The organism is Croceicoccus sp. Ery5, assembly GCF_020985325.1.
Lineage (GTDB): Bacteria > Pseudomonadota > Alphaproteobacteria > Sphingomonadales > Sphingomonadaceae > Croceicoccus.
The window spans coordinates 2803604-2830377 of record NZ_CP087587.1 but is presented as its reverse complement, the minus strand read 5'-3'; the positions used below and the strand labels follow the sequence as shown (position 1 = coordinate 2830377).

The window sequence follows — 26774 nt, the reverse complement described above, 5'->3', positions numbered from 1 at the left end:
AAATACCGGGTTACGGGCCCGGCATTGCCAATACCTATAAAAAATCTCGATAAATTAAGGGGATAGATAGGTCAAATGGCGTCGTCCGCTTTATCGCCCTGCGATCATGATTAACTGTCCTACACAGGATCGATCGTGCAAGGGGAAGGTGTACGCCACGCGTCGGGCCGCTCTTTCAACCTGTGAATCTTCCGCGCACCGCCAAATGTCGTCCGGACGGCGAAAAGCGGTGAAAACCCGCGCAATCTTGCGGCTTTGCGCAGGGTGACAGTGTTTGTACCAGGTGTCACCTTTGTCACTCTGAACAGCCGCGAGCGCGACCCGTTTCGGGGCAGCGGGGCGCCAGGGTAAGGGTCAGCCTTCCGCCGCGATCCTTGCGGCGGTTTCGCGGATCAGCGCGATCATGTTCGGCACGCCTTGCGTCCGGTTCGAAGACAGCTGGTTTTTCAGGTCAAAGGGGGCCAGCACGGCGGCGATATCGGTATCGGCCACTTCGGCGGCGGGCCGGTCCTGCACCGCCGCGATCACCAGCGCGACAATGCCCTTGGTGATGGCGGCATTGCTGTCGGCCAGAAAATGCAGCCTGTCACCGTCCCTTGTGGGATAGACCCAGACAGCGGCGGAGCATCCCTTTACCTGCGTCGCTTCGGTCTTCAGCGCGGCGGGCATCGGTTCCAGCTCTCGCCCCAGCTCGATCAGCAGGCGGTAACGCTCGTCGCCTTCGAGGAATTCATATTCTTCGGCAATATCGTCGATGGATCGCATATGCGGCGGGCTAGCCTTGACCGGCCGCCGCCGCAAGGGGGGCTACAGGTCAACCCCGTTGGCAATCGCCTCCAGCCTGCGGACGCGCTCGCGCAAATCGGCCAGTTCGATCCGCGCGGCGGCAGGCGCATCGCCCTCGTCCGCGACGCGCAGGGCGGCAAAACCGCCCTGCGCCGCGTCCAGCTGGCGCATTTTCAGCGTCAGCCAGCCCTGCCAGCCATAAAGCAGCGCCGCCGTCACGATGGACAGGCCGATCAGCGCGAACAATGTGGTCGATGTGATCTCGATGCTCATGGGTCAGCTTCCTCTCAGCGGTCGCGCAGCAGTTCGATCTCTTCGGCAAGACCCAGCTTCTGGCGTTCGTCGGTGGCGATGCGTTCCAGCACCTTTACCCGCTCTTTCAGCTCGGCGATCTCGGCGCGCAGGCGGGCTTCCTCGGCCTCGTCACGCTGGCGCGCGACCGGATTGCCATCCTCGTCGGTGCCGAACCCGGCCTGCGCATTGTGCCGCGACCGGATCACCTGCGTGATCGAAACGATCAGCACGATCAGAACGATGGCGGTCACCCAGCTCATTGATATTGCCCTTCCTTCTCGCCCGTTTTCATATCGGCGGAGCGCAGTGCCTCGATCTCGTGCGTCAGATGGTAACCGCTGTCGGTCACGATGCGCTCTACATTGGCAAGGCGGTCCTTCACCGACCCCAGCTCGGCGCGAAGCTGCGCGTTTTCCTGTGAAGCCAGCTTCAGCCGCTCGATCGTTTCGTTATCCTTGCTCGGATAGACCGATTTGCCCCAGCTGTTTTCCAGCGGATAGCCGCCGCGAACGCGGATCGCGGTGTTGATCACCCATGCAATGCCGAACGTGACGATGCCGACGCACATGACGGCAGGGTTAAGCAGATCTTCCATGAATTAAACCTCGTGACGCGGTTTGACGGGTGCGCTCAGACGCTGGTCGCTTTCTTCCTCGCGCAGCGCCTCGATCTGGCGGGCAAGGTCGGTGCCCTTGTCGGTGACGATGCGTTCCAGCACGCGGACCCGCTCTTCCAGCTGCGCGGTGTGCTGCGCATATTGGGCGGCCTTTTCGGCGGTGGCCTTCACTTGCATCTCGGCCATCTTGGTCTGGTGCTTGGTCCACATCCACAGCCCGCCCAGAAGGAACGGGGCCAGAGGGATCAGCAGGGCAAGTTCTTTTTCCATTGTTCAAAGTCCCCTGTTTGTCGCGTCTCAGCGCAGCTTCTCGATCTCGTTCGAAAGCTGGCGATTGCCGCTGACGTAATACTCCTCGACATGCGCAAGGCGGCGGTCGATATCGCGGAACTTGGCCTTTACCTCGCGGGCGGTGCGGGCGGGCGACTGGCGGACACCCTGCCAGAACTGCTGCTCCTGCCGGTCGGTATAAAGATGGGACGGCTTCTTTGGCGCCATGATGCCCAGCGCGATATAGATGAAGAACGGCCAGCCCATGGTGATGGTGGCGATCAGAAAGCCGAGGCGGATCCAGATCGCGTCGATGCCGGTGTAATCGGCAAGGCCCGCAGACACGCCCAGGAACTTGCCGTTCACCTTGTCACGGTAAAAACGGGTGCGTTCGGTGCTGCTCATTGTGCGTTCCTTTCCTTCATCATGCGTTCCAGCTCGGCCAGCTTTACATTGTCGGATTCCTGGTCCGCGATCAGCCGGGGCTTGGCAAATTCGTCATTGTCTGCGGCGACCAGCCGCTCGACCGTGTCCATCCTCTCGTCGAGGCGGCGGGCAAGACGATAGAGTTCGTCGAGCATCTCCTCGTCACCCTGGGTCAGGGTGGGGGCAGTCTTCCACTTGGTCACATAGTGAAAGATCATGCCCGGCAGGACGACGAAGATGCAGATAATTGCAAGAAAGCCTTCCACGGGATCAATCCTCCTTCTTCGCGGTCGGGTTGCCCATGGCGCGCTTCAGCGCTTCCAGTTCCTCGTCGACCTTGTCGACGGCGGACAGCCCCTCGATCTGTTCGGCAAGCGTCGGCTCGCCCTTCATGGCAATTCCCAGCGCATCGGCCTGCCCCTCGGCATAATCGACGCGGCGCTCCAGCATTTCAAAGCGGGCCAGCGCCTCGTCCACGCGCTCGGTAGTCATCAGCTTGCGCAGGCGGACGCGGTTTTCCGCGCTTTCCAGGCGGGCCGCGATCATCGACTGGCGGCTGCGCGCCTCGCGCAGGCGCTGCTGCAGCTTGGCGATGTCTTCCTCGTTGGCGCGCAGGCTCTGTTCCAGCACGTCCATTTCGTCGGCCAGCTGCTTGGCCAGATCGGTCGCCTTGCGCTTTTCCAGCAGAGCGGCGCGGGCCAGATCCTCGCGGTCCTTGGACAAGGCCAGCTGCGCCTTGTCGGCCCAGTCGGCCTGCAACCGCTCCAGCTTCACCGCGTGACGCTGCATTTCCTTCTGGTCGGCGATGGTGCGGGCGGCGCCTGCACGAACCTCGACCAGCGTTTCCTCCATCTCGACGATGATCATGCGGATCATCTTTTCGGGATCGTCGGCCTTCTCGATCATGTCCGAGAAGTTGGCGGCAATGATGTCACGGGTGCGTGAAAATATTCCCATCAATTGGGCTCCGTTCTGCCTCAGGCTGTTGCCGCCGCGAAAGCGGATCGGCTCTTCATCGTCATAGTCGCGCTGGCGGCGCGGTTCACCCCGGTCGCGATCCGATTTCAGGCGGGCGACCTCGCGCTCGAAGCGCGACGCGGCCTTCCGGTCGATCGATGACCGGTCTCCGGTTTCCCCGTCGTCGGTCCACGGCGTATCGGCCAGCTTGCGGGCATCGTCATCGGCCTGCATCTTGCCCGTTTCGGGTGAAAGCTTGTTCTTGTCGTCCATAGCGTCCTCTTCAGGGATATCTGCTTCAGGCCAGCACGTAACCGAAGGCCGCAGGGGCCTTGGCCGGCGTTACCAGCTTGATGTCGCAGACCGGCGGAAGCGAGCAGGTCATGTCACGCACCGCATAGGCGCTGAGCGAAAGCATCGCGATCGCAGCGAGAATGCTGGTGGCAAGTGGACCGATCGGGCCGGATTGGCGAAAACTAAACATGATGTCCCCACATCTTCGAACTATGCCAGATACTATGCAGGGAGCGTGCCAACTCGATAAAATTAAGACATTGCAATCACTTATAAGATTGCTGTGGCGACAGCTGTCGAAAATATTGCCAAGAGTTGGGAAAATGCGCTAACTTCTGGTCAATGGATCGGGGAAAGCAGTTTGTCGGCCAGTCACAGGCCATTCTCGACGCGGTCGAACGGGCCAGTCGCGCAGCCGCTTTGTCGCGCCCCGTCCTTGTAATCGGTGAACGCGGCACCGGCAAAGAGCTGATCGCCGAACGACTTCACCATCTGTCCGACCGCTGGGGCGAACCGCTGGTCGTCATGAACTGCGCCGCATTGCCCGAGACGTTGATCGAGGCTGAATTGTTCGGGCACGAGGCGGGGGCCTTTACCGGCGCGTCCAAGGCGCGGGCAGGGCGGTTCGAGGAAGCCGATGGCGGCACATTGTTTCTGGACGAGCTGGGGACGTTATCGATGGCGGCGCAGGAACGCCTGTTGCGCGCGGTCGAATATGGAGAGGTTACGCGCATCGGCGCATCGCGCCCCACGACGGTCGATGTGCGCATCGTGGCCGCCACGAACGAGGATCTGCCGACATTGGCCGAGCGCGGCGAATTCCGCGCCGACTTGCTCGACCGGCTGAGTTTCGAGGTGATCACCCTGCCGCCCCTGCGTGCGCGAGAAGGCGATGTCGTGGTGATCGCCGATTTCTTCGGGCGGCGCATGGCGGCCGAATTGCTGTGGGACGACTGGCCGGGCTTTTCCGACAGCGTGGTGGAGCAGCTGGAAGCCTATCCATGGCCCGGCAATGTGCGCGAATTGCGCAATGTGATCGAACGTGCGGTCTATCGCTGGGACGACTGGAATACGCCCGTCGGATCGGTGGTGTTCGATCCCTTCGCCTCGCCATGGGCGCCAAGGGCGTCGCAGCGCGCAGCGACCGGCAGAAGCGATCCTTTGCCGCCGGTCGAATTGAAACCGGCGTTCGACTTTGCCGCCGTGACCGATTTGCGCGCGGCGGTCGACGGGCACGAGCGGGCCATCGTCGAATCCGCGCTCGACCGGCATCGCTGGAACCAGCGCCGCGCGGCCGAAGCCCTGGGGCTCAGCTATGACCAGTTGCGTCACTGCATCCGCAAGCACGGGCTGAACGAGGCGGATGCCGACGGCGGGAAGGCGGCCTGAACGCACAATCTGCCGGTCGATCCGGCTTGCTTTTTGCGCATCGCGCGCCTATCTGACGACTCATCCCGACATTGTCGCGCGCAAAGCCGGGCCGGCACCGCAAGGTTCCGGCGCGCTTTTCCGTATTCGCGGCATAGAGGTTCAACAAGGAATGGCATGACCGATATCGCGCGTCTCACCGATCTGATCGAACAGGAAGTCAGTGCTTCCGGCTTCGAACTCGTGCGCGTGAAACTGTTCGGTTCGGATGACGAGCGGACCTTGCAGATCATGGCCGAGAACCCCGAAACGGGTCAGCTGGTCATCGACCAGTGCATGGCGATCTCGCGCAGGGTGTCCGATGCCATCGACGCGCGCGAGGAAGCGGGCGACGAGCTGATCGAGGGCGCATACCGGCTGGAGGTTTCCTCTCCCGGTATCGACCGCCCGCTGACCCGCGCAAAGGATTTCGCGAACTGGATCGGGCACGAGGCGCGGATTACCCTGTCCAAGGATGCCGAGGCTCCGGCAGGGAACAAGCGCACTTTTCAGGGCGATCTGGCCGCGTTCGACGACGGGATGGTCACGGTCGAGGATAAGAAGCTGGGCACGGTGACGATGCCGCTGGCCGATATTCATTCGGCCAAGCTGATGCTGACCGACCGGCTGATCAAGTCGACCGTCCCGCTGGACACCACCGGCGCGGACGAGGTGGAAGAAGTCGAGGATATGTCGGAAGAGGACGCGGACTAGTTCTGGCGCTTTCGACGGCAAACCATTATGCGGCGGGCCACCAATGGGGCCTTTGCCGGAATTGAGCAGGGAAGACGATTAAAATGGCGAATGCGATTTCGGCGAACCGCGCAGAGCTTCTGGCGATTGCCAATGCGGTGGCCAGTGAAAAGATGATCGACAAATCCATCGTGATCGAAGCGATGGAAGAAGCGATCCAGAAGAGCGCGCGCAACCGTTACGGCGCCGAGAATGACATTCGCGCCAAGCTGGACCCGCAGACCGGCGATCTTCGCCTGTGGCGCGTCGTGGAAGTCGTCGAAGAGGTCGAGGACTATTTCAAGCAGGTCAGCGTCGAGCAGGCGCAGAAGCTGCAGGATGGCGCGCAGGTCGGTGACTTCATCGTCGACCCGCTGCCCCCGGTAGACCTGGGCCGCATCGACGCGCAGTCGGCAAAGCAGGTGATCTTCCAGAAGGTCCGCGATGCCGAGCGCGAGCGCCAGTACGAGGAATTCAAGGACCGCGCGGGCGAAGTCATCACCGGCGTGATCAAGTCGGTCGAATTCGGCCATGTGATCGTTAACCTCGGCCGCGCCGAAGGCATCATCCGCCGCGACCAGCAAATCCCCCGCGAAGTCGCCCGCGTGGGCGAACGCATCCGTGCGCTGATCATGAAGGTCGAGCGGTCGAACCGTGGCCCGCAGATTTTCCTGAGCCGCGCGCACCCCGAATTCATGAAGAAGCTTTTCGCGCAGGAAGTGCCCGAAATTTACGACGGCATCATCCAGATCAAGGCCGCCGCCCGTGATCCTGGTTCGCGCGCGAAGATCGGCGTGATCAGCCATGACAGCAGCATCGACCCCGTCGGCGCCTGCGTCGGCATGAAGGGCAGCCGCGTTCAGGCCGTCGTGCAGGAACTGCAGGGCGAGAAGATCGACATCATCCCGTGGAGCGAGGACACCGCGACTTTCGTCGTCAACGCGCTTCAGCCCGCGACCGTCAGCCGCGTCGTCATCGACGAGGAAGAGGGCCGTATCGAAGTCGTCGTTCCCGATGATCAGCTGTCGCTGGCCATCGGTCGCCGCGGCCAGAACGTGCGTCTGGCCAGCCAGCTGACCGAAAGCCAGATCGACATCATGACCGAGGCGGAATCGAGCGAGAAGCGTTCGAAGGAATTCGCCGAGCGTTCCAAGATGTTCGAGGAAGAGCTGGACGTCGACGAGACGCTTTCGCAGCTGCTGGTGGCCGAAGGCTTCACCGAGCTGGAAGAAGTCGCCTATGTCGAGCGTGACGAGCTGGCCGCCATCGAAGGTTTCGACGAAGACCTTGCCGAAGAGCTGCAGTCGCGCGCTGTCGAGGCGCTGGAGCGCCGCGAGGAAACCTTCCGCACCGCCCGCCGCGAGATGGGCGTAGAGGACGCGCTGGCCGAAATCCCGCATCTGAGCGAGGAAATGCTGGTCGTGCTGGGCAATGCCGGTATCCTGACGCTGGATGATCTGGCCGACCTTGCCACCGACGAGCTGATCGCCAAGCGCCGCGAAGGTCCGCGTCGTCGTGGTGGTCCCGATAAGGGCCCGCCGATGAAGCGCGACCGTCGCCCCGAAGACAAGGGCGGCGTGCTGGGCGCGTATGGTTTGACCGAAGAGCAGGGTAACGAGATCATCATGGCGGCCCGCGCGCACTGGTTTGAAGATGAAGTCGAAACGGTAAGCGCGCCTGCCACCGACGAGAACACGCAGGAGGCCGCCGATGCGGACTCCGAACAATGAGACCCTAGCGTCCGACATCGACGGTAAGGCGGCCGAATTCGACGAGGTCGCCGTCACCCGCCGCAGCAGCGCGCGGGGCGATGGACCTATGCGCAAATGCGTTATCACGGGCCGCATTGCTCCGCGTGAGGAATTACTGCGGCTGGCAATGGGGCCCGATGCCAATGACAGGGCCAGCGTGCTGCCCGACGCCCATGCCAAGGCGCCGGGGCGCGGCGCATGGATTGGCGTGACACGCGCCGAACTTGAAGAAGCGATTGCCAGGGGCCATCTGAAGGGTGCGCTGGCGCGCGGCTTCAAGGGCGCGCCGCCGGCCATTCCGGACGATCTGCCCGATCTGGCGCAGCAGGCGCTCACCCGTTCGCTGACCGACCGGCTGGGTATAGAATACCGCGCCGGCAACGTGCTGGCAGGGTCCGACCGCATTGCCGAAGCGGCGCGCATGGGCAAGGTCTGGTGGCTGGCCCATGCCAGCGATGCAGGCGGCGACGGATCGCGCCGTCTGGACCAGGCATGGCGCGTGGGAGAGGAAAAAGAGGGCTCAGGCCTTGCAGGCATACGCTTGCCTCTGGACCGGATGGCGCTGTCTGTGGCATTGGGCCGCGACAATACCGTCCATCTGGCGTTGACCGATCGTGCCGCCGCCGGACGTGTTTCGACCTTGCTTGCAAGGCTCAACCGATACCTTGGGCATGATGGTGCACCGCCGTCTGCCGCCGGAAATGCCGGGTCGGACCACCGGGGGCCTGCCGCGCCGCAGGCCAGCGAACCGTAAAGGCGGGCGCGTTCGGCGCACCTGCACAGGCGGGCCGCAGCAGATGACGACGCCGGATGCGGCGTGACGACGAAGACGATTTTGATAGGGCTTTTTGACCAGTATGAGCGATAACGACAACAACACCCGGACCCGCAAGCCGCTTGGATTGAAGCGTGCGGTGGACGCGGGCGAGGTCAAGCAGACCTTTAGCCATGGCCGTACCAACAAGGTCGCGGTCGAGGTGAAGCGCAAGCGCAAGATCCTGAAGCCGGGCGAGGCCGCGCCGGCTCCCGCGCCTGCGCCCGAACCGGCAGCCAAGGCTCCTGCGCCCGCCGCAGCCCCTCAACCCGCGCCCGCTCCGGTCGCTAAAAAGCCCGCGCCCAAGCGCCCCGCGCCCAGCGACGAGACGCCGCAGGAGCGCGTCGCCCGCCTGCAGCGCGAGGCCGAGGAAGAGCGCCTGAAGCTGGCCGAGGAAGCCCGCCGCCGCGAGGAAGAGGCCAAGGCGAAGGCTATCGAGGAAGAGAAGCAGCGCGCCGAAGCCAATCGCGAGGCGGAGGCCGAAGCGGAAGCGAAGAAGGCCGCCGAGGCAGAGGCCGCCAAGGCAGCCGAACAGGAAGCCCCTGCGGCAGACGAAACCGGCAAGGCCGCCGTTGAGGCCGAAGCCGAAACCGCGCCCGGCGACGATGGCGATGGCGAAGCCGTGCCCGCGCCGCGCAAGTTCACGCCGGTCAAGCGTCCCGAGCCCAAGAAGCCCGAGAAAAAGCCTGCCGCCGACAAGAAGGGCGGCGCCCGCGACGCACGCGGCGATACGCGCAATGCCGAAGCCAAGGGCGCGGACCGTCGCCGTGGCGGCAAGCTGACCGTGAACCGCGCGCTGAACGATGACGAGGGTGCGCGTGCGCGCAGCCTTGCCGCGCTGAAGCGTGCGCGGGAAAAGGAACGCCGTTCGCAATATCGCGGCCAGCAGCAGCAGCGTGAAAAGCAGGTGCGCGACGTGATCGTGCCCGAAGCCATCACGGTGCAGGAACTGGCCAACCGCATGGCCGAAAAGGGCGCGGATCTGGTGAAGGCCCTGTTCAACATGGGCATGATGGTCACCGTCAACCAGACGATCGATCAGGACACCGCCGAATTGCTGGTCGAGGAATTCGGCCACAATATCGAACGCGTTTCGGAAAGCGATGTCGATATCGACAATACCGTCGATGTCGATCCCGAAGAGACGCTGAAGCCGCGTCCTCCGGTCGTGACCATCATGGGCCATGTCGACCACGGCAAGACCAGCCTGCTCGACGCGCTGCGCGGTACCGATGTGACCGCGGGCGAAGCGGGCGGCATCACGCAGCATATCGGCGCCTATCAGATCAAGACCAAGGGCGGTGACCTGATCACCTTCCTCGATACGCCGGGCCACGAAGCCTTTACCGAAATGCGCGCGCGTGGTGCCAATGTGACGGATATCGTCATTCTGGTGGTCGCTGCCGACGACGGGCTGATGCCGCAGACGATCGAGGCGATCAATCACACCAAGGCGGCGGGCGTGCCGATGATCGTGGCGATCAACAAGATCGACAAGGACGAGGCGAACCCGCAAAAGATCCGCGAACGTCTGCTGGAGCACGAAATCATCGTCGAAGCCATGAGCGGCGACGTGATGGATGTAGAGGTGTCGGCCAAGAAGAAGATCGGCCTCGACAAGCTGCTCGACGCGATTGCGCTGCAGGCCGAACTGCTGGAGCTGAAAGCCAATCCCGACCGCGACGCCGAGGCGACCGTGATCGAGGCGCAGCTCGACAAGGGCAAGGGCCCGCTGGCGACCGTTCTGGTCACGCGCGGCACGCTGAAGCGCGGCGATGTGTTCGTTGTCGGCACCGAAAGCGGCCGCGTCCGCGCGCTGCATGACGACAAGGGTCGTCAGGTGAAGGAAGCCGGTCCCTCGACCCCGGTCGAAGTGCTGGGCCTGGGCGGTGTGCCGCGTGCCGGCGACACATTGTCGGTGGTCGAAAACGAGCAGCGCGCCCGCGAGGTTGCCGCCTATCGTACCGAAAAGGCGAACGAGAAGCGCACCGCCATGCCGGTCAGCAATTTCGAGAACATGTTCTCGGCGTTGAAGAGCGAGATGGTCGAGTTCCCCGTTGTCATCAAGGCGGACGTGCAGGGCTCGGTCGAGGCGATCTCGACCGCACTTGCCAAGATCTCGAACGATCTCATCAAGGTCCGCGTCCTGCATTCGGGCGTGGGTGCCATTACCGAAAGCGACGTGACGCTGGCGGCGGCATCGGGTGCTCCGATCATCGGCTTTAACGTGCGTCCCAATGCCAAGGCGCGCCAGCAGATGGAAAAGGACAAGGTGGAGATGATGTACTACGACGTCATCTATCACCTGACCGAGGAAATCGCGAAGCGCATGGCTGGCGAGCTTGGTCCCGAGCGGATCGAGAACGTGGTCGGCCGCGCCAGCATCAAGCAGGTGTTCCCTGCGGGCAAGAAGGACAAGGCGGCCGGTCTGCTGGTCGAGGAAGGCGTCATCCGCAAGGGTCTGTTCGCCCGTCTCACCCGCAACGATGTCATCGTTTCGGCGACCTCCATCGCCTCGCTGCGGCGTTTCAAGGACGATGTGGACGAAGTCCGCGCGGGTCTGGAATGCGGCGTGGTGCTGGAAGACACGAACGACATCAAGCCGGGCGACCAGCTGGAAGTCTTCGAGGTCGAGGAGCGCGAGCGCGTTCTGTAACCCCAAGTGTAACAGCGTGGCGGCAGGTCGGTGCTGATCCTGCCTGCCGCCACGCAGCACACGTCCGGCGAAGGAGCCGACCATGCCCCGCTATGCCGCCTTCTTCGCCAGCATGAATGTCGGCGGCAACCGGCTCAAAATGACCGACCTGCGCGATGCGCTGGAGCGGGAGGATCTGGAGGACGTCGAGACCGTCGTTGCCAGCGGAAACGTGCTGTTCTCGTTCGACGAGCGGCCCAGCGAGGGGCTGTCCGAAATGTTGGCCTTTATCGTGAAGGACCGCTTCGGTTTCGACACATTCGCCGCCGTGCGTAGCAAGGAAGAGGTGCGCGCCGCGATCGAGCGCAACCCTTTCCACCGAGAGGGGCAGGACAAGCTTGTCCATACGCTTTTCCTCGACGGAGAGGTCGATCCGGATCAGTTCAACGTGCTGACCGCCGCCTATGAAGGGCGCGGGCCGGAACGGATCGCCATGGGCGAGCGCTGCATCTATGTCGATTATGTCGATGGCGCGGGAAACAGCCGGCTGACCGGCCCCTTTATCCAGCGCAAGCTGGACCGGCGTTTTACCGCGCGGAACATGGCCTCGCTCAAGCGTATATTGGACAAGATGGAAGCATAGGGCAGAGTGCCCGCCACGCATTGGCGGCGGGCACAGCGCGCTATCGGCAATCAGCGCAGGAAATTGCTAACCACGGCCGAAACGATGCCGCTTGTCGCGCCGATCAGCAGCGCATCGTCGCCCGACTGCACCCATTTGTACCCCTTGGGCGGCACCGAAAGGCGCTTGTGGTCGTGATAGTCGAGCTGGCGGTAATTGGGCGCCTTCGACCGGTCGAATTTTTCGCCCTTGGTGAACTTGTGGTGCGCGGCCTGGCTGACCTGCTGGCCATGATTGTCGCGGCCGTTATCACGGTTGCTTTGCGGCGCGGCCATGGCGGCACCTGATGAAAGCAGGGCGGTGGCCATGATGGCGGACATGATCTTTTTCATCGGTTCGTCTCCAGTTCGAAAGTGTCTTACGGATCGCTATGTCCGTTGGGGATTTGTCAGGAAAACGCGGCGGCCATGCGATTGGCTCCGTCGCAAAATGTTGCAAATTGTCGCAAGATCGGCAGGGAAGAATCATGGCTCGTAATTCCACCCCCGAACAGCAATCCGTCCGCGTCCTGAAAGTGGGCGAGCGGGTGCGCCACATCCTGTCCGAGCTGCTGTCGCGCGGCGAGGTGCATGACGATACGATATCGTCCCATGCGGTCAGCGTGACCGAAGTGCGCATGTCGCCCGATCTGCGACAGGCGAAGGTCTATGTGAAACCGCTGCTGGGCGCGGACGAGGCAAAGATCGTCAAGGCGCTGCAGGTCAATACCGCCTTTTTCCAGAAGGAGGTCGCCCAGCGTCTTGGCCTGAAATTCGCGCCCAGGCTGCAATTCCGCGCGGACGAAACCTTTGACGAGGCCAGCCGCATCGACCGCCTGCTCGACGATCCGCGCGTCAGGCGCGATCTGGGCGAAGACGAGTAGGGCCCTGCGCGCGCGATGGCGAAGCTCTACTTCTACTACGCCAGCATGAATGCGGGGAAATCGACCACGCTGCTGCAGGCCGATTTCAACTATCGCGAACGGGGCATGACGACCATGCTGTGGACGGCCGCGCTGGACGACCGCAGCGCGAAATCGGGCGGAGGCAAGCCGATCCATTCGCGCATCGGGTTGCAGGCCGACGCGCATCTCTATCGCCCCGAAACCGATTTGTGGGACGCAGTCGCGCCGCTGCATGCGGTGAACCCCATCGCCTGCGTGCTGATCGACGAAGCGCAGTTCCTATCCGAAGAGCAGGTCTGGCAATGTGCGCGGCTGGCGGACGAGGCGGGCATTCCGGTGCTTTGCTATGGCCTGCGTACCGATTTTCGCGGGCGGCTGTTCGAAGGGGCGGCGGCGCTGCTGGGCATTGCCGACGCTTTGGTCGAACTGAAGGCGGTGTGCCATTGCGGGCGCAAGGCGACGATGAACCTGCGCGTCGACGCACAGGGCAATGCCATAGTCGAAGGCGCGCAGACCGAGATTGGCGGGAACGACCGTTATGTGGCGCTGTGTCGGCGGCATTTTACCGAAGCGGGCCGCCATTCGGGGTAGAACGGGCACCAAACCGCACCGGCTGACACAATTTGGTGCACACCGACACTTGTAAAGAAGTCCCGTTCGGGCAAGCATGGGCCCGTTAAGAGTTGGGCAGTAAGAGAGAGGGCTGCGCAGAGGGCTTGGGACTTTGTGGAGTGCGCCTGTGTCGGGACATATCGTTCATATCGGTTATCACAAGACCGCCACGACCTGGTTTCAGAAGACTGTCTTTCCTGCCGCCAGCAGCCACGAGCTGATCGCACGCAAAGCCGTTCAATCCGCCATGCTGGCCCCGCCGGGCATGCATTTCTGCCCGAACAAGGCGCGCCAGATGCTCGGTCTGGAAGGGCGCAACCGCCCCGTCGTTCTGAGCGAGGAGAATCTGACCGGCTATCTCCACAACGGGGGATTGCACGGTCTGGTCGGTCCCGAAATGGCGCGGCGGATACATGCCACTCTGCCCGATGCGCGGATCGTGGTGTTCATCCGCAACCAGTTCGACATATTGCGCGCATCCTATACGCAATATGTCGCGGGCGGGGGCACGTTCTCGCAAAAGCGCTATTTCGGCGGCATGCGCCATTGTCACGGCGCGCTGACCCATCCGTGGAAGGCGCCTGCCTTCGAATATGAACATTTCGATTTCGACCGGCTGATCGCCTTTTACGAGGATCTGTTCGGGGCAGAGCGGGTGCATGTCTATCCCTATGAATGGCTGCGCGACGAAGGCGCCTTGCTGAAACGGATGGAATCGGAACTGGGGATCGAATTTTGCCACCGGCCGGGCAGGTCGAAGGGGCGCAATGCGGCGCTGGGGCGGTTGTCGATCCAGATTCTCCGTCGCGCCAACCTGTTCACGCGCCAGTCGGTAGTGAACAAGGATTGCTGGCTCGACCTGCCGGGTGGGCAGGCCTATCGCCATGCGGTCAAGCGCGGGCTGGCGGGTCTGCCGTGGCTGAACAATCGCAAGCCTGAATTGCGCAGCGATGTGCGCGGCAAGGCGCAGGACGCCTATGCCGAGGGGAACCGGCGCCTGATGGCGCGGCGCGATCTGCCGTTGGGGGAATTGGGTTATCCGGTCTGAAGGGCTGGCCGAATGGCGGGTAGCGCCCTATCTGCCGTGCCATGACCGACCAGATCATTCTTGCCGCGATCCTGATTCCCTGCCTGATCGTCGCCATCGTCTTTCACGAAGTGTCGCACGGCTGGTCCGCCCTGTTGCTGGGCGATCCCACCGCGCAAGAGGCGCGACGCCTGTCGCTTAATCCGCTGCGCCATGTCGATCCGGTGGGCACGGTGCTGCTGCCCGGTTCGATGGCGCTGATCGGCGGGCCGGTTTTCGGCTGGGCAAAGCCGGTGCCGGTGAACAAATGGCGGCTGAACAACCCGCGTTTCGGGATGATGGCTGTGGCGGCGGCGGGCCCGGCCAGCAATTTCGTGATGGCGGGCATCGCGGCAGTCGTGCTCGGCCTGCTGGCGCGCAATCTCGATCCGGCAAGCGTGTCCGTGCCGATGCAATGGACGGTGACGGGGATCGACTACTTCATCCTGATCAATATCTTCCTCGCTTTCTTCAACCTGCTGCCGATCCCGCCGTTCGACGGTTCGCATATCGTCGAAGGCCTGCTGCCGCCCAGCGCGGCGCGCGCCTATGCGAAACTGCGTCCCGCGGGCATGTTGCTGCTGGTCGGCGTAATCGCGGTCAGCTGGTTCTTCCCCGAACTGGGCGTGATCGAGAATGTCGTCTGGCCGCCGGTGGACTGGCTGCGCGGTATTTTTCTCAGCCTTGCGGAAATGATCGCCGGAGCATGAAGGCAGGTCCGTTTCGGACAAACGGGTTCTTTACCACCGGCTGCCTAGACGGGAGGGATAAGGCCATATCCGAAGGGATCGCATGGCTACGGACGAATATGGAGGTATTTGGGTGAGGCTTGGACTTCTTGCAATTTCGCTGACGTTTGCGGGTATGCAGCCGGCGGCCGCTCAAGATCAGAGCGTCGAGACGACAGAGATCGAGGGGCCGGCCCCCTATCGCGTGATCAAGGAAGATGCGCAGATCAGCTTTATGAGCGGAGGCACTTCGTCACGGGCCCGCAGTACCCGTGGTAACGATCCGGTCATTGCGGGTTGGGTGGGGCATGGCAACAGCACCCTGTTCCTGCGCGACCGGCGCGACCGATGGTATCGCGCGGAATTGATCGGCACTTGCTGCGAATTAAGCCTTGTACGTGATATCGGCTTTGAATCCGGCGGTATGAATGCTTTCAATCGTCGCTCTGTCATCGTCATTCGCGGTCACAGCTATGGATTGAAGTCGTTCGACCAGATCGAATGGATCGAGGATGAGAATGGAGGCGCCGTCTCCGGAACCGACGAGGGCTAAACGACCGGGACGCCTTCTGCCCATTGACAGGCGAAGCGTGTTCCGCCTTGGAAGCGGCATGATCTGCGTTCCCCTATCTTTCCGAGTTCCGACAAAGTGCAGCCCGTGATGCCCAGCGGCTGGATCATCCTCGACAAGCCGCTGGAGCTTGGGTCGACGCAGGCCGTGGCGGCGGTGAAGCGTAATTTTCGCCAGGCCGGTTATGGCAAGGTAAAGGTCGGGCATGGCGGCACGCTCGATCCGCTGGCGACGGGCGTGCTGCCCATCGCGATCGGCGAGGCGACGAAGCTGGCGGGTCGCATGCTGGATGCGACGAAGACCTATGAGTTCACGATCCGGTTCGGGTCCGAAACCGATACGCTGGATGCGGAAGGGGCGGTCGTGGAGACGAGCGACCGCCGCCCGCCGGCCGCTGCGCTGACGGCAATATGCGAGGCGTTTACCGGCGCAATCGACCAGGTGCCGCCAAAATATTCGGCGCTGAAGATCGATGGCGAGCGGGCCTATGACCTTGCCCGCGCAGGCGAGCAGGTGGAGATGAAATCGCGCCGTGTGACGATCCATGCGCTGGGGCCGGTGGGGCACCGCGGGCGAGGGGCGGATATCAGTTCGACCTTTGCCATCGGCGCGGGGCGGCCCGATCCCTATGACGCGGCGATCCCGCTGGAAATGATGGAAAGCGTCACGCTGGAGGCCACCGTATCCAAGGGCACCTATATCCGCAGCCTTGCGCGCGATATTGCCCGCGCCCTTGGAACTTGCGGCCATGTCACCTATCTAAGGCGCACGCGCGCAGGCCCGTTTGGCCTCTCATCCGCGATTTCGCTGGACAAACTCAACGAATTCGGTAAGGGCGCGCCACTTGCTGAAATACTTCTGCCGCTGGAGGCAGGGCTGGACGACATCCCGGCCCTCGATCTCCTCCCGGATCAGGCAGAGGCGGTCCGACAGGGCCGGCAATTGACCGGGCTGGAACACCTTGACGGAACGATCTGGGCGAAATGCGGCGGCAAGCCGGTTGCCCTGATGGAAGTTTCAGGCGGGGTGGCCAGGGTCCTTCGGGGCTTTAATCTGTAATCGATGTCGCGGAGTGAAACTATGTCGGTTACCGCCGAAAAGAAGCAGGAAATCATCAAGGACAACGCCCGTCAGACGACTGACACCGGCAGTCCCGAAGTGCAGGTCGCGATCCTTACGGAACGTATTCGCAACCTGACCGAACACTTCAAGGATCACCACAAGGACAATCACTCGCGGCGCGGTCTGCTGGTGATGGTCAACAAGCGCCGTTCGCTGCTCGCCTATCTGAAGAGGAAGGACGTGGCACGCTATAACGCGCTGATCCAGAAGCTCGGCCTGCGTAAGTAAGAGTTTCCAAAGGGCGGCCCCCAGTGGCCGCCCTTGACGCATTCGGGGCCGACGAAACGGCCCCTTAATACGGGCAATTCTCGCAATCCGGCGAGAGCGCCTTGGGGCAGCAAAAAGGCCCCGCACCGGACCGGGACGGTATCCCCGGCAGTAGGCCCCGCGCTGCAATACGGCACTGCGGGTTCATAAGGAAAATACATGTTCGACACGAAAACCGTATCGCTGGAGTGGGGCGGAAAGACCCTCACCCTCGAAACCGGCCGTATCGCCCGCCAGGCTGACGGCGCGGTTCTGGCCACCTATGGCGAAACCGTGGTGCTGTGCGCCGTGACCGCCGCCAAGTCCGTGAAGGACGGGCAGGATTTCTTCCCGCTCACCGTTCACTACCAGGAAAAATTCTCCTCGGCAGGCCGCATTCCCGGTGGCTTCTTCAAGCGCGAACGCGGCGCGACCGAGAAGGAAACCCTGACCAGCCGTCTGATCGACCGTCCGATCCGCCCGCTGTTCCCCGAAGGTTTCTATAACGAAATCAACGTCATCTGCCAGGTGATGAGCTATGATGGCGAGACCGAGGCCGATATCGTCGCGATGATCGCGGCATCGGCTGCCCTCACCATCAGCGGCGTTCCCTTCATGGGTCCGATCGGTGCGGCGCGCGTCGGCTTTGTCGACGGCGAATATGTGCTGAACCCGCGTCAGGAAACCGCGCTGGAAGACGGCCGCCTCGACCTTGTCGTCGCCGCCACCAGCGAAGCGGTGATGATGGTGGAATCGGAAGCCAAGGAGCTGACCGAGGAAGAAATGCTGGGCGCCGTGATGTTCGCCCACGACGAATCGCGCAAGGTGATCAACGCGATCATCGATCTTGCCGAACAGGCTGCCAAGGAACCTTGGGAACTGAACCTGTCGGACGACAGCGCGGGCATGAAGGAAGAGCTGCGCGGCCTGGTCGGCGCGGATATCGCCGCTGCCTACAAGCTGACCGACAAGTCGGCACGTTCGAACGCGCTGAACGAAGCGCGCGCGAAAGCAAAGGCGAAGTTTGCCGAGGCCGATGGCCAGACGCAGATGACCGCGGGCAAGCTGGTCAAGAAGCTGGAAGCCGAGATCGTCCGGACCGCCATTCTGAAGGACGGTGCCCGCATCGACGGTCGCAAGCTGGACCAGATCCGTCCGATCGAAGCGACTGCGGGCTTCCTGCCCCGCACGCATGGTTCGGCCCTGTTCACGCGCGGTGAAACGCAGGCGATCTGCACCACCACGCTGGGCACCAAGGACGCCGAGCAGATGATCGACGGCCTTGACGGCCTGACCTATTCGAACTTCATGCTGCACTATAACTTCCCGCCCTATTCGGTCGGTGAAGTGGGCCGCTTCGGCGCTCCGGGCCGCCGCGAGATCGGCCACGGCAAGCTGGCATGGCGTGCACTGCACCCCGTGCTGCCGACGAAGGACGAATTCCCCTATACCATCCGTATCCTGTCGGACATCACCGAGTCCAACGGCTCGTCCTCGATGGCGACCGTTTGCGGCGGCTGCCTTGCCATGATGGACGCGGGCGTTCCGATTGCGCGTCCGGTGTCGGGCATTGCCATGGGCCTCATCCTCGAAGGGGACGAGTTCGCGGTTCTGTCGGACATCCTCGGCGACGAGGATCACCTTGGCGACATGGACTTCAAGGTTGCAGGCACCGAAGCGGGCATCACCAGCCTGCAGATGGACATCAAGATCGCCGGCATCACCAAGGAAATCATGGCCAAGGCGCTTGAGCAGGCGAAAGCCGGCCGCGCGCACATCCTTGGCGAGATGACCAAGGCTCTGGGTTCGGCCCGCACCGAACTGTCGGCCCACGCTCCGCGTATCGAGACGATGCAGATCGACAAGTCGAAGATCCGCGACGTCATCGGCACCGGCGGCAAGGTGATCCGCGAGATCGTCGCCGAAACCGGCGCCAAGGTCGATATCGATGACGAGGGCGTGATCAAGATCTCGTCCAGCGACATCGCGCAGATCGAAGCTGCCAAGAAGTGGATCGAAGGCATCGTCGAAGAGGCGGAAGTCGGCAAGATCTACAACGGCAAGGTCGTCAACATCGTCGACTTCGGCGCATTCGTGAACTTTATGGGCGGCAAGGACGGACTGGTCCACGTGTCGGAAATGAAGAACGAGCGCGTGGAAAAGCCGACCGACGTCGTGTCGGAAGGCCAGGAAGTGAAGGTCAAGGTCCTCGAGATCGACAACCGCGGGAAGGTCCGCCTGTCGATGCGAGTGGTCGACCAGGAAACCGGCGAAGAGCTGGAGGACACCCGTCCTCCGCGCGAACCCCGCGAACCGCGCGGCGATCGCGGTGACCGTCGCCCGCGTGGCGACCGTGGTGGCCGTGGCGGCGACCGTGGCGGTCGTGATCGCGGACCCAGGAGCGATCGGGGCCGTGACCGCGATGGCGGTGAAGGCAAGGAAGGGGGCAACCCCGACCACATGCCCGCCTTTCTGAAGGACGACTAAGTCCTTTGACATGACGAACGAAAGGGGCCGCCGGGGCGATCCGGCGGCCTTTTTTGTCAGCAGGAGAAGACAAGATGCTGGCGCGCGAATTGCTGGGCACGGCGCAGGTTCCGGGGGGCGAGGAATTGCGCCTCTATTCCCATGGCCGCGATTTCATGATCGTGCTCGACCGAAACGAGCTGATGAGCACCCGCATGCGCGGATCGGAAGAAGCGCTTGCGGTGATGAGCCTCGACCGGCTTGCCCATGTGCCCGCGCCTCATCTGCTGATCGGCGGCTATGGCATGGGTTTTACCTTGCGCGCGGCATTGAAACAGGCGCCCCCCAAAGCGAAGATCACCGTGGCCGAGCTGGTGCCCGAAATCATCGAATGGGCGCGTGGACCCATGGCCGAAGTGGCAGACGGTTGTCTTGACGATCCCCGCGTGACCGTGCGGATGGGCGACGTGGCCGATGCCATCGCAGAGCGGCCCGGCCGCTATGATGCGATCCTGCTGGATGTCGACAATGGCCCCGACGGGCTGGTGCGCGAAGAGAACGACCGCATCTATTCCGACGCCGGGCTCGCTGCCGCGCACCGTGCGCTTACGCCCGAAGGGGTGCTGGCGATCTGGTCCGCCGCGCCCGATCCGCGCTTTACCAAGCAGCTGGAACGAGCGCGTTTCAACGTCGAACCGGTCGAAGTCAGTGCCCGTTACGACGCGAAGGGCAAGGGCAAGGGGCCCAAGCACACGATCTGGTTCTGCTCGCGCCGAGAGGGGTGAACGCCGGCAACGGAATGCCTATTCGCCGATGTCGATCACCGATTTTCGTGCACGCCAGCATTTTCCCGCCAGCCAAAACATGATGACCGCGCAGATCATGCCGATCCATCGCAGGCCATGTTCGTCGGTTGGAAGCGAGAGATAGCCCGCCACGAATCCGACGATGCCCAGAACAGACGCCACAATACGGTTCAGTCCCGTTTCCAGACGGCGACCGATCTTGCGGCGATACCAGTTCTCGTGCGGATCCTGCGGTTCCATGGCGCGACCATACGGCAAGGCGCGTTAACGACCCACGAAAAAGCCCGCCTTGCATGGGGCAGGGCGGGCCGATCGTTCGATTTTGCCTTTAGAGGCCGGTCTACGTCTTTTACCGTACCCGCGGACCGCCAAAAGGCAGCGGCGGAGGTGGACGGCGCGCGCCGCGGGGCAGCTGTGCCTGATAGGCGCGGCCGCAATGTTCGACGCAATAGGGGAAACCGGGGTTCACCTTTTCGCCGCAGAAATGGAAATCGGGCTCGCCGGGGTGTCCCATCGGCCAGCGGCAGATACGGTCGTTCAGATCCAGCAGGCTCGTCTTGCCCTCGATCTCGGGGCTGGGCTTGGCAGGAACCAGACGGCGCGGTGGCGCGGGCGGGATCGGCGACTGCTGATCGCCGGGGCCCTGACGCAAAAATCCGCCGGGGCCGACCGAAACGATGCGCGGCTGGTTGCTTTGCGGCGCGGCGGGGCGCACTTCCGGCGCGGCTGCGACCGGCGCTGCGGCCCGCGGAGCCGGTGCGGGCGCAGGCGCGGGGCGCGCGGGCGCCTCTGCCTTTGGTGCGGCGTCGACCTTCTTCGGCGCGGGCTTGGGCTTGGCCTTGGCCGCGGCCTTTTCCTTGACCGGAGAGGGGCGTGCCTTCAGGCCAAGGCGGTGTGCCTTGCCGATCACCGCATTGCGGCTGACCCCGCCCAGTTCCTCGGCAATCTGGCTGGCGGTCGAGCCGCTTTCCCACATCTTGGTAAGCTTCTCGATCCGTTCGTCGGTCCAGCTCATGCGTTCTCCAAAAAAATCCGTCTGGCGCGGCGGGATTAATGCTGGCCGAATCCGGCCATGCCCTTGTTCCGCGGCGCGCGCTTGCCATATCGATTGCCCGCCATTACGCGAGCATTTAATGAACGACCCCGCACCAGAAACCGCCAATAATCCAGCTTTTCACCAGTTCGGAGAGCCAGTCATCGGCCGGATCAACCGGCTGGGGCTGTGGACCCTCTATATTAAGGAAGTCCGCCGTTTCTTCAAGGTGCAGACGCAGACGATCTGGGCCCCTGCGATTACGACTTTGCTCTATCTGGTGATATTTTCGGTCGCGCTGGGTCGCGGCGGGCGCGAAGTGCTGGGCGTGAACTTCACCACTTTCGTCGCGCCGGGGCTGATCGTGATGGGGATGATGCAAAACGCCTTTGCCAATGCCAGCTTTTCGCTGCTGGGCGGCAAGATACAGGGCACGATCATCGATTATCTGATGCCGCCACTATCCACGCTGGAACTGTTGATCGGCATCGTCGGCGCGGCAGTTACGCGCGGCATTCTGGTCGGGCTGGCCGTGGGCGCGGCCGTATGGGTTTATCCCGGCGCAGAACTGCGTCTGGCGCATCCGGTGGCGATCGTCTGGTTCGGCCTGATGGGCGTGATCCTGCTGTCGCTGATGGGCGTGCTGACGTCGATCTGGGCCGAGAAGTTCGACCATAACGCGGCGGTCACCAATTTCATTGTCGCGCCGCTGGCGCTGCTGTCGGGCACGTTTTACGTGATCGACAATCTGTCGCCCGTCTTCCAGACGATCAGCCGGTTCAATCCGTTTTTCTACGTGATATCGGGCTTCCGCTATGGCTTTCTGGTCGAAAGCGACATCGGCAATAACGGCCATGCGGTTCTGTGGGCAGGGATCGGCCTTGGCGTTCTGAACGCGGTTTTCCTGATCGCGACCTATCTGGTGCTGAAGTCCGGCTGGAAGCTGAAAAGCTGATCGCCGCGATAGCGCGATGCGCTGAGGGCGGGGCGAACAAACCCCGCCCCGCAGACGGGCCGCAGGCGGGCGGCCTAGTGCCTCAGGCTGCGGTGCAGCGTATAGCGTTCGCCATCCAGATCATAGTCGCCGAACACCATTTCGATCGAAGGATGTTCGACCGGACCGCCAATGCCGTCCTCGATCAGGTTTTGCTGGCTGACATAGGCGATATAGCTCGATTCCTCATTCTCGGCGAAGAGATGATAGAACGGCTGGTCGCGCATCGGGCGCATGGCGCTGGGGATCGATTCGTACCATTCCTCGCTATTGGCGAAGACGGGATCGATATCGAACACCACCCCGCGAAAATCGTGCAGCTTGTGGCGCACGATATCGCCGATGGCGAAGCGGGCTTCGGCAATTTTCGGTGCTGAAACCGTGCCTCCGGCCTGCGGCGAGAAGAACGAGGAGCGGGTATCGCGCTCTGGCGCGCCCTGGTGCGGGATGTTGCGAAAACTTCCGGGCATGGCTGTAATATAGGTTCCAACGCGTTAACCCACAAGCGGAAGCGACGGGTTAACCCCGAAAGGTTGAAATTGGCCCTTGGCAAGCGGCACATCATCGGCTAACCGCCCGGCTTCCTAACGACCGGCGGGCATTTTCGCCCGCGTGCAGTCCTCGCGGAGAGGTGGCAGAGAGGTCGAATGCGCCGCACTCGAAATGCGGTGTACGGGCAACCGTACCGTGGGTTCGAATCCCACCCTCTCCGCCAGTCACCCTTCCTCAAGCGTCCGGAAACCCACGGTTTTCCTTGATTTTTGGCCATTTTCGGCTAGTTTGTGTTCTCTATTTGTTTCGATTTTTCCATATGGATCCGCCACATTTGGGGGCACATTTGGGGGCATCGAATTGCAAAATTGGGGGCACAGATGCTCAGCGAACTTGCAGTGCGGAAGGCGAAGGCGAAAGAGAAGGATTACAAACTCGCTGATTTCGAGGGGCTGTACCTATTTGTCGCTAAATCCGGTCGTCGCAGTTGGCGGTTGAAATATCGGTTTGCGGGAAAGGAGCGCAGGCTCATTTTGGGGACCTATCCCGAACTTTCCTTGCAGGAGGCTCGCGAGCGTAAGCTGGAGGCGCGCAGGCTGTTGGCGGATGGGAAAGATCCCGGCATCGAAGCCAAGAAGGCTGCCATTGCTCGGACTTTGGCTAAAACAAATACTTTCGAGATTGTGGCCAGGGACTGGTTTGCTCTGCAGGAGGAGCGTTGGTCTGCCGTCCACGCGAGGGATGTGATCACCAGCCTCGAGAAGGAAATATTCCCGTGGATCGGTGCGCTGCCAGTGACAGAAATCGATGAGCCGGTGGTTCTTTCGGTGCTTCGAAAGATTGAGCGTCGTGGCGCCATTGAGACCGCCCATCGCGTCCGGCAGAGAATGTCTGCCGTCTTTGTGCACGCAATTGCCGAGGGTCGATCAGGCAGAGATCCAGCAGCCGTCGTTGGAAAAGCCCTCAAGCCGGTACCGCGTAGCCGCAAGCGCCCCGCCATTCTCAGCGTGGAAGGCTTGCAGGATATGATCCGTAAAACCGAGATCGAATTTGCCTCACCGCTCACCAAGCTTGCTTCGAGATTTGTTGCAATGACGGCCCAGCGTCTTGGGGCTGTGCGGTCGATGTCGTGGACCGAACTGGAGGGCATCGATTGGGAAGGCTCAGAACCCTCCAGCTCTGCGATCTGGCGAATTCCTCCCGGTCATATGAAGCTTACGAGTGAGCTGAAACGAGAAGATACTTTCGAGCATCTTGTGCCGCTTGCGCCCGAGGCGGTCGCGGTCCTGCAAGCCGTAAAACAGCTTACCGGTCGTGGACCACTGGTCTTTCCCAGCAACAGGAATGCCCGCATTCCAATGAGCGAGAATACCTTGAGCTATTTCTACAATCGCTGTGGATACCAGGGCAGGCATGTCCCGCATGGCTGGCGAGCATCTTTCTCAACAATTATGAACGAATGGGCCGAACGAAACGGCACTCCGAGTGATCGACTGGTGATCGATCTCATGCTGGCGCATATACCCGAAGGCGTTTCGGGCTCCGAAGGCGTTTACAATCGAGCGGCATTTCTCGACCGTCGGCGAGAGATAGCCGACGAATGGGCACGAATGATATTCGGCATTTTTCCATCGCCGCAGAAGCTATTGGAATATCCTTCAAGATAGCCGGTCCTACCCTTATCGGAAGTGGATCGATCGTTCGGATCGGGCTTCCGGTGACGATCGGCACTGACCCGCGGAAGTTTCGCTTGAAGCCTCATTCATGCGGGGGGCCATGCCAGATTTGTACTGGCATTGGGAATGGAGTGCTCCTTCCCATTCGCTAAGTCACAACTGTTTGAATCAGGATGACCGCGTTTCTTCGCCAATCCAGTCTGCATGGATACGGTTCATGCCTGCGACAACGCCCTCAACGGTGACGTTAGCGCCGATAAGCTCGTCCTTGATCTCGTCGCATTCGATGATCCAGGCATCGTCTGTTGTTGTCAGGATCATTCCGCGCTTCCCGCGGCTCAGCGTTCCCGAGATGCGTATTCGACCGGCGCTCACTACTACCCCCTTGTTCAAAAGCGCCATTGGCGCAGCACTTCGCGCACATAGGCTGGCGTCTCGCCATTGCGCGGAATGCCGCCCGCGCGATCAACGGCGCCCGGACCTGCATTGTAAGCGGCGAGCGCTAGCGGAACTACGCCAAACTTGTCGAGCATCTGGCGAAGGTATTTTGCCGCGCCGAAGACGTTGGCAGCTGGATCAAAGCGGTTGGATACACCAAGGTCGCGCGCCGTCCCGGGCATCAATTGCCCCAGGCCCGCCGCGCCCGCTTTGCTGATGGCCCGTGGATTGTAACGGGACTCTGTCCAAACAAGCGCATCGAGAAGACCGCGTGGCAGTGCGTATCGGGCCTCCGCAGCGTGAACATGGGGGAGGTAGCTTGCGCGGCGGAAGCCGGACGGCGTGCTGCCCTGGCGGTGTCGTTGTCTATGGAGCAAATCGGTTGGTACCGTGTCGGCAACCGGCATTTTTGATGCGGTCGCCGGCTGCGTGGGCCAAATGTCATGCTCGACAAGCAGAAAGCCGGCTGACCCTTCCGTAACGCGGAAGCCGGCGGTTGTGCGTTCCATCGCGGCAAGCCCGTCAGAGGATTGCTGTTCCTGCGCGTGAGCAGGCACGGTGAGTGCAAACCCCGTCACGGCTGCAGCGGTCACTGCCCATTTCCGTGTCATCGCCCGATTTCCTTGATAGTCGAATCGAGGCGGAACATATATAGAACGATTATTGTAGGAAAATTGAATCCCAAGCGACGCAGAGCGGAGGCTGCGCGGGTGACGGCAGGTTACGATGGAGATGCCCCCGTGCAACATGACCGGTCGCCTAAAGTCCAAGGCGCAAGATTGGAAACCCGTGCCCGCAACATCGTCGAGCAGTTGGGTGGCAGCTGGTCGCGGTCGCGCGGAATGTGCTGCTGCCCGGCGCATGTCGATCGTACTCCTTCGCTCAGCATCACGCTCGGCAAACGGGCCATCCTTGTCCATTGCTTTGCCGGCTGCACGAACGAGGCGGTTATCGAAGCCATGGCCGCGGTTGGGATACGGATTTCGGATCTGTTCGATGGCACAGCTGGTCCGATCGTGGCCGAGCCACGGCAGGAGGTCGCCAATCGCAATGCTCTCAGGCTTTGGCTCGAGGCATCTCCCCTGGCCGGGAGCCCCGCCGAGCACTATCTCGCGTCCAGAGGTATCAGCATATCGTCGCCAGAGCTGCGCTTCCATCCACGCATGCCATTGGGGCCAAAGGGTGCTGTCCGGTTTCTGCCGGCGATGGTGGCGGCCGTCCGCAATGATGCCGGCATATTGGCGCTGCACCGGTCCTTCATCGATATTGGCAAGCACCGCCTGGCATCATTTGCCCAGCCCAAACGCGCGCTGGGCAGCCCCGGTTCTGGCGCAGTTCGTTTCGCAAATCCGGATGGAGGACGCCTCGGCCTCGCAGAAGGAAACGAAACGGCTCTCTCAGCGATGCAGCTGTTTAATATTCCCTGCTGGGCGACACTCGGTAATGAACGCTTTGGACTGGTCACAATCCCGGACTCGGTGCGGGAACTCTATCTCTTTGTCGACAACGATGCGGGCGGAAGACTTGCCGAAGAGCGAGCTCGCGAGGCGTATGCCTGCGAAGGTCGGCGGATTATTACCCGACGGTCAGAGCGAGCCGGGGACGACTGGAACGATGTACTCATGCGCGCGGTCCGAACTTCGGCATGAAAAGCGGCCCCTGCAGGTTAAGTTCCACGGATCCGAACACGGAGCAGCAATCAAGGTAGTTGAAAAATTGCCGCGAACAGTTCTCAAAAATTTGCATTTTGGAAAGGGCTGAAGCCAAATAATTGTTCGGCATCTCCAATAGGATGCCACAAGCACAAGCTGCGTGGGAGCGCGGCGCTTTCCGTCAATTGGAGAGCGGGTGAAAAGGGATGCCCGGAAGGAGGCGGTACAGCAGGTTCGGGGGCGCGACATGAGACCGAGGCCGCCCGGCCCATAAAAGGCGATTTGCGGGATCCGGCGAGTTGGGAAACGCCCCCTCGATCGATGC

General features: G+C 62.2%; 33 protein-coding genes and 1 tRNA gene. 19 read left to right on the top strand and 15 right to left on the bottom strand.

The annotated features are described in order from the left end of the window. Nucleotides 1-354: 354 nt before the first annotated feature. The 9 genes from LOZ74_RS13465 to LOZ74_RS13425 are packed head-to-tail and all read right to left on the bottom strand — an operon-like array spanning nucleotide 355 to nucleotide 3833. Complete coding sequence (locus LOZ74_RS13465; protein WP_230280392.1) at nucleotides 355-765, bottom strand: SufE family protein; 411 nt, start codon at nucleotides 763-765, stop codon at nucleotides 355-357. A 42-nt stretch (nucleotides 766-807) separates the two neighbouring features. After that, nucleotides 808-1059, bottom strand: a complete 252-nt coding sequence (locus tag LOZ74_RS13460) for a hypothetical protein (RefSeq protein ID WP_230291589.1) — start codon at nucleotides 1057-1059, stop codon at nucleotides 808-810. Between the two features lie 14 nt (nucleotides 1060-1073). Further along, nucleotides 1074-1340, bottom strand: coding sequence for a hypothetical protein (locus LOZ74_RS13455; RefSeq protein ID WP_230291588.1), 267 nt, complete (start codon nucleotides 1338-1340; stop codon nucleotides 1074-1076). Continuing rightward, nucleotides 1337-1648 carry a hypothetical protein gene (locus LOZ74_RS13450; RefSeq protein ID WP_230293893.1) on the bottom strand — a complete coding sequence of 104 codons (312 nt, stop codon included), beginning with the start codon at nucleotides 1646-1648 and terminating at the stop codon, nucleotides 1337-1339. The genes LOZ74_RS13455 and LOZ74_RS13450 overlap by 4 nt, the downstream gene beginning before the upstream one ends. A gap of 30 nt (nucleotides 1649-1678) precedes the next feature. Next, entirely contained in the window at nucleotides 1679-1966 is a 288-nt protein-coding gene (locus LOZ74_RS13445) for a hypothetical protein (protein ID WP_230291587.1), read from the bottom strand. A 27-nt stretch (nucleotides 1967-1993) separates the two neighbouring features. Next, entirely contained in the window at nucleotides 1994-2371 is a 378-nt protein-coding gene (gene pspC, locus LOZ74_RS13440) for an envelope stress response membrane protein PspC (protein WP_230291586.1), read from the bottom strand. Beyond that, nucleotides 2368-2658: an envelope stress response membrane protein PspB gene (gene pspB / locus LOZ74_RS13435; protein ID WP_230291585.1), complete on the bottom strand. Its 291-nt coding sequence runs from the start codon at nucleotides 2656-2658 to the stop codon at nucleotides 2368-2370. Before pspB ends, pspC begins: the two co-directional genes overlap by 4 nt. Before the next feature lie 4 nt (nucleotides 2659-2662). After that, nucleotides 2663-3622, bottom strand: a complete 960-nt coding sequence (gene pspA / locus LOZ74_RS13430) for a phage shock protein PspA (RefSeq protein ID WP_230291584.1) — start codon at nucleotides 3620-3622, stop codon at nucleotides 2663-2665. Between the two features lie 25 nt (nucleotides 3623-3647). Beyond that, nucleotides 3648-3833, bottom strand: a complete 186-nt coding sequence (locus LOZ74_RS13425; protein ID WP_230291583.1) for a hypothetical protein — start codon at nucleotides 3831-3833, stop codon at nucleotides 3648-3650. 152 nt (nucleotides 3834-3985) lie between these two features. On the opposite strand from LOZ74_RS13425, the gene pspF reads away from it, so the two are divergent. From pspF to LOZ74_RS13395, 6 genes are all read left to right on the top strand, one after another. Next, nucleotides 3986-5032 (top strand): phage shock protein operon transcriptional activator, encoded by a 1047-nt coding sequence (gene pspF / locus LOZ74_RS13420; protein WP_230291582.1) that lies wholly within the window; start codon nucleotides 3986-3988, stop codon nucleotides 5030-5032. A 156-nt stretch (nucleotides 5033-5188) separates the two neighbouring features. Next, nucleotides 5189-5764: a ribosome maturation protein RimP gene (gene rimP, locus LOZ74_RS13415; protein ID WP_230291581.1), complete on the top strand. Its 576-nt coding sequence runs from the start codon at nucleotides 5189-5191 to the stop codon at nucleotides 5762-5764. Nucleotides 5765-5847: 83 nt separating this feature from the next. Next, nucleotides 5848-7512 (top strand): transcription termination factor NusA, encoded by a 1665-nt coding sequence (gene nusA, locus LOZ74_RS13410; protein ID WP_230291580.1) that lies wholly within the window; start codon nucleotides 5848-5850, stop codon nucleotides 7510-7512. Beyond that, nucleotides 7493-8287: a DUF448 domain-containing protein gene (locus tag LOZ74_RS13405; RefSeq protein ID WP_230291579.1), complete on the top strand. Its 795-nt coding sequence runs from the start codon at nucleotides 7493-7495 to the stop codon at nucleotides 8285-8287. Before nusA ends, LOZ74_RS13405 begins: the two co-directional genes overlap by 20 nt. A 103-nt stretch (nucleotides 8288-8390) precedes the next feature. After that, on the top strand, nucleotides 8391-11003 hold the full coding sequence (infB, locus tag LOZ74_RS13400; RefSeq protein ID WP_230291578.1) for a translation initiation factor IF-2: 2613 nt from the start codon (nucleotides 8391-8393) through the stop codon (nucleotides 11001-11003). Nucleotides 11004-11085: 82 nt separating this feature from the next. After that, entirely contained in the window at nucleotides 11086-11625 is a 540-nt protein-coding gene (locus LOZ74_RS13395; RefSeq protein ID WP_230291577.1) for a DUF1697 domain-containing protein, read from the top strand. A 50-nt stretch (nucleotides 11626-11675) separates the two neighbouring features. Here the strand turns inward: LOZ74_RS13395 and LOZ74_RS13390 are convergent, their stop codons facing one another. After that, nucleotides 11676-11996: an RcnB family protein gene (locus LOZ74_RS13390; RefSeq protein WP_230291576.1), complete on the bottom strand. Its 321-nt coding sequence runs from the start codon at nucleotides 11994-11996 to the stop codon at nucleotides 11676-11678. A 134-nt stretch (nucleotides 11997-12130) separates the two neighbouring features. Between LOZ74_RS13390 and rbfA the strand changes: the two genes are divergently transcribed. From rbfA to LOZ74_RS13345, 9 genes are all read left to right on the top strand, one after another. Next, the gene (rbfA, locus tag LOZ74_RS13385; protein WP_230291575.1) at nucleotides 12131-12526 is read left to right on the top strand and encodes a 30S ribosome-binding factor RbfA; all 396 of its coding nucleotides are present in this window, start codon (nucleotides 12131-12133) and stop codon (nucleotides 12524-12526) included. Between the two features lie 15 nt (nucleotides 12527-12541). Further along, a complete protein-coding gene (locus tag LOZ74_RS13380) occupies nucleotides 12542-13138 on the top strand; it encodes a thymidine kinase (protein WP_230291574.1) in 597 nt (198 codons plus the stop codon). A gap of 148 nt (nucleotides 13139-13286) precedes the next feature. Continuing rightward, nucleotides 13287-14207 carry a VOC family protein gene (locus LOZ74_RS13375; protein WP_230291573.1) on the top strand — a complete coding sequence of 307 codons (921 nt, stop codon included), beginning with the start codon at nucleotides 13287-13289 and terminating at the stop codon, nucleotides 14205-14207. A 41-nt stretch (nucleotides 14208-14248) separates the two neighbouring features. Continuing rightward, nucleotides 14249-14935 (top strand): site-2 protease family protein, encoded by a 687-nt coding sequence (locus tag LOZ74_RS13370; RefSeq protein ID WP_230291572.1) that lies wholly within the window; start codon nucleotides 14249-14251, stop codon nucleotides 14933-14935. 82 nt (nucleotides 14936-15017) lie between these two features. Further along, nucleotides 15018-15506, top strand: a complete 489-nt coding sequence (locus LOZ74_RS13365) for a hypothetical protein (RefSeq protein ID WP_230291571.1) — start codon at nucleotides 15018-15020, stop codon at nucleotides 15504-15506. 108 nt (nucleotides 15507-15614) lie between these two features. Beyond that, nucleotides 15615-16583: a tRNA pseudouridine(55) synthase TruB gene (gene truB, locus LOZ74_RS13360; RefSeq protein WP_230291570.1), complete on the top strand. Its 969-nt coding sequence runs from the start codon at nucleotides 15615-15617 to the stop codon at nucleotides 16581-16583. Nucleotides 16584-16604: 21 nt separating this feature from the next. Then, nucleotides 16605-16874, top strand: a complete 270-nt coding sequence (gene rpsO, locus LOZ74_RS13355) for a 30S ribosomal protein S15 (protein WP_230280412.1) — start codon at nucleotides 16605-16607, stop codon at nucleotides 16872-16874. Nucleotides 16875-17072: 198 nt separating this feature from the next. Continuing rightward, on the top strand, nucleotides 17073-19379 hold the full coding sequence (pnp, locus tag LOZ74_RS13350) for a polyribonucleotide nucleotidyltransferase (RefSeq protein ID WP_230291569.1): 2307 nt from the start codon (nucleotides 17073-17075) through the stop codon (nucleotides 19377-19379). Nucleotides 19380-19453: 74 nt separating this feature from the next. Then, the gene (locus tag LOZ74_RS13345) at nucleotides 19454-20143 is read left to right on the top strand and encodes a spermidine synthase (protein WP_230291568.1); all 690 of its coding nucleotides are present in this window, start codon (nucleotides 19454-19456) and stop codon (nucleotides 20141-20143) included. 18 nt (nucleotides 20144-20161) lie between these two features. On the opposite strand, the gene LOZ74_RS13340 is transcribed toward LOZ74_RS13345, so the two are convergent. Continuing rightward, complete coding sequence (locus tag LOZ74_RS13340; protein ID WP_230291567.1) at nucleotides 20162-20404, bottom strand: hypothetical protein; 243 nt, start codon at nucleotides 20402-20404, stop codon at nucleotides 20162-20164. 109 nt (nucleotides 20405-20513) lie between these two features. Then, on the bottom strand, nucleotides 20514-21179 hold the full coding sequence (locus LOZ74_RS13335; RefSeq protein WP_230280416.1) for a GcrA family cell cycle regulator: 666 nt from the start codon (nucleotides 21177-21179) through the stop codon (nucleotides 20514-20516). 118 nt (nucleotides 21180-21297) lie between these two features. Here LOZ74_RS13335 and LOZ74_RS13330 point away from each other — a divergent pair, with 118 nt between their 5' ends. After that, nucleotides 21298-22152, top strand: coding sequence for an ABC transporter permease (locus LOZ74_RS13330; RefSeq protein WP_230291566.1), 855 nt, complete (start codon nucleotides 21298-21300; stop codon nucleotides 22150-22152). A 74-nt stretch (nucleotides 22153-22226) separates the two neighbouring features. On the opposite strand, the gene hspQ is transcribed toward LOZ74_RS13330, so the two are convergent. Beyond that, nucleotides 22227-22661 (bottom strand): heat shock protein HspQ, encoded by a 435-nt coding sequence (hspQ, locus tag LOZ74_RS13325; protein ID WP_230280418.1) that lies wholly within the window; start codon nucleotides 22659-22661, stop codon nucleotides 22227-22229. Nucleotides 22662-22816: 155 nt separating this feature from the next. Here hspQ and LOZ74_RS13320 point away from each other — a divergent pair. Then, nucleotides 22817-22906, top strand: a tRNA-Ser gene (locus LOZ74_RS13320). Nucleotides 22907-23063: 157 nt separating this feature from the next. Next, nucleotides 23064-24350: an integrase arm-type DNA-binding domain-containing protein gene (locus LOZ74_RS13315; protein WP_230291565.1), complete on the top strand. Its 1287-nt coding sequence runs from the start codon at nucleotides 23064-23066 to the stop codon at nucleotides 24348-24350. A 177-nt stretch (nucleotides 24351-24527) separates the two neighbouring features. On the opposite strand, the gene LOZ74_RS13310 is transcribed toward LOZ74_RS13315, so the two are convergent. Beyond that, entirely contained in the window at nucleotides 24528-24680 is a 153-nt protein-coding gene (locus LOZ74_RS13310) for a DUF5818 domain-containing protein (protein WP_230291564.1), read from the bottom strand. 68 nt (nucleotides 24681-24748) lie between these two features. Beyond that, nucleotides 24749-25408 (bottom strand): lytic transglycosylase domain-containing protein, encoded by a 660-nt coding sequence (locus LOZ74_RS13305; RefSeq protein WP_230291563.1) that lies wholly within the window; start codon nucleotides 25406-25408, stop codon nucleotides 24749-24751. A gap of 168 nt (nucleotides 25409-25576) precedes the next feature. Between LOZ74_RS13305 and LOZ74_RS13300 the strand changes: the two genes are divergently transcribed. Continuing rightward, entirely contained in the window at nucleotides 25577-26446 is an 870-nt protein-coding gene (locus LOZ74_RS13300; protein WP_370638834.1) for a toprim domain-containing protein, read from the top strand. The last annotated feature ends 328 nt before the right edge of the window (nucleotides 26447-26774 follow it).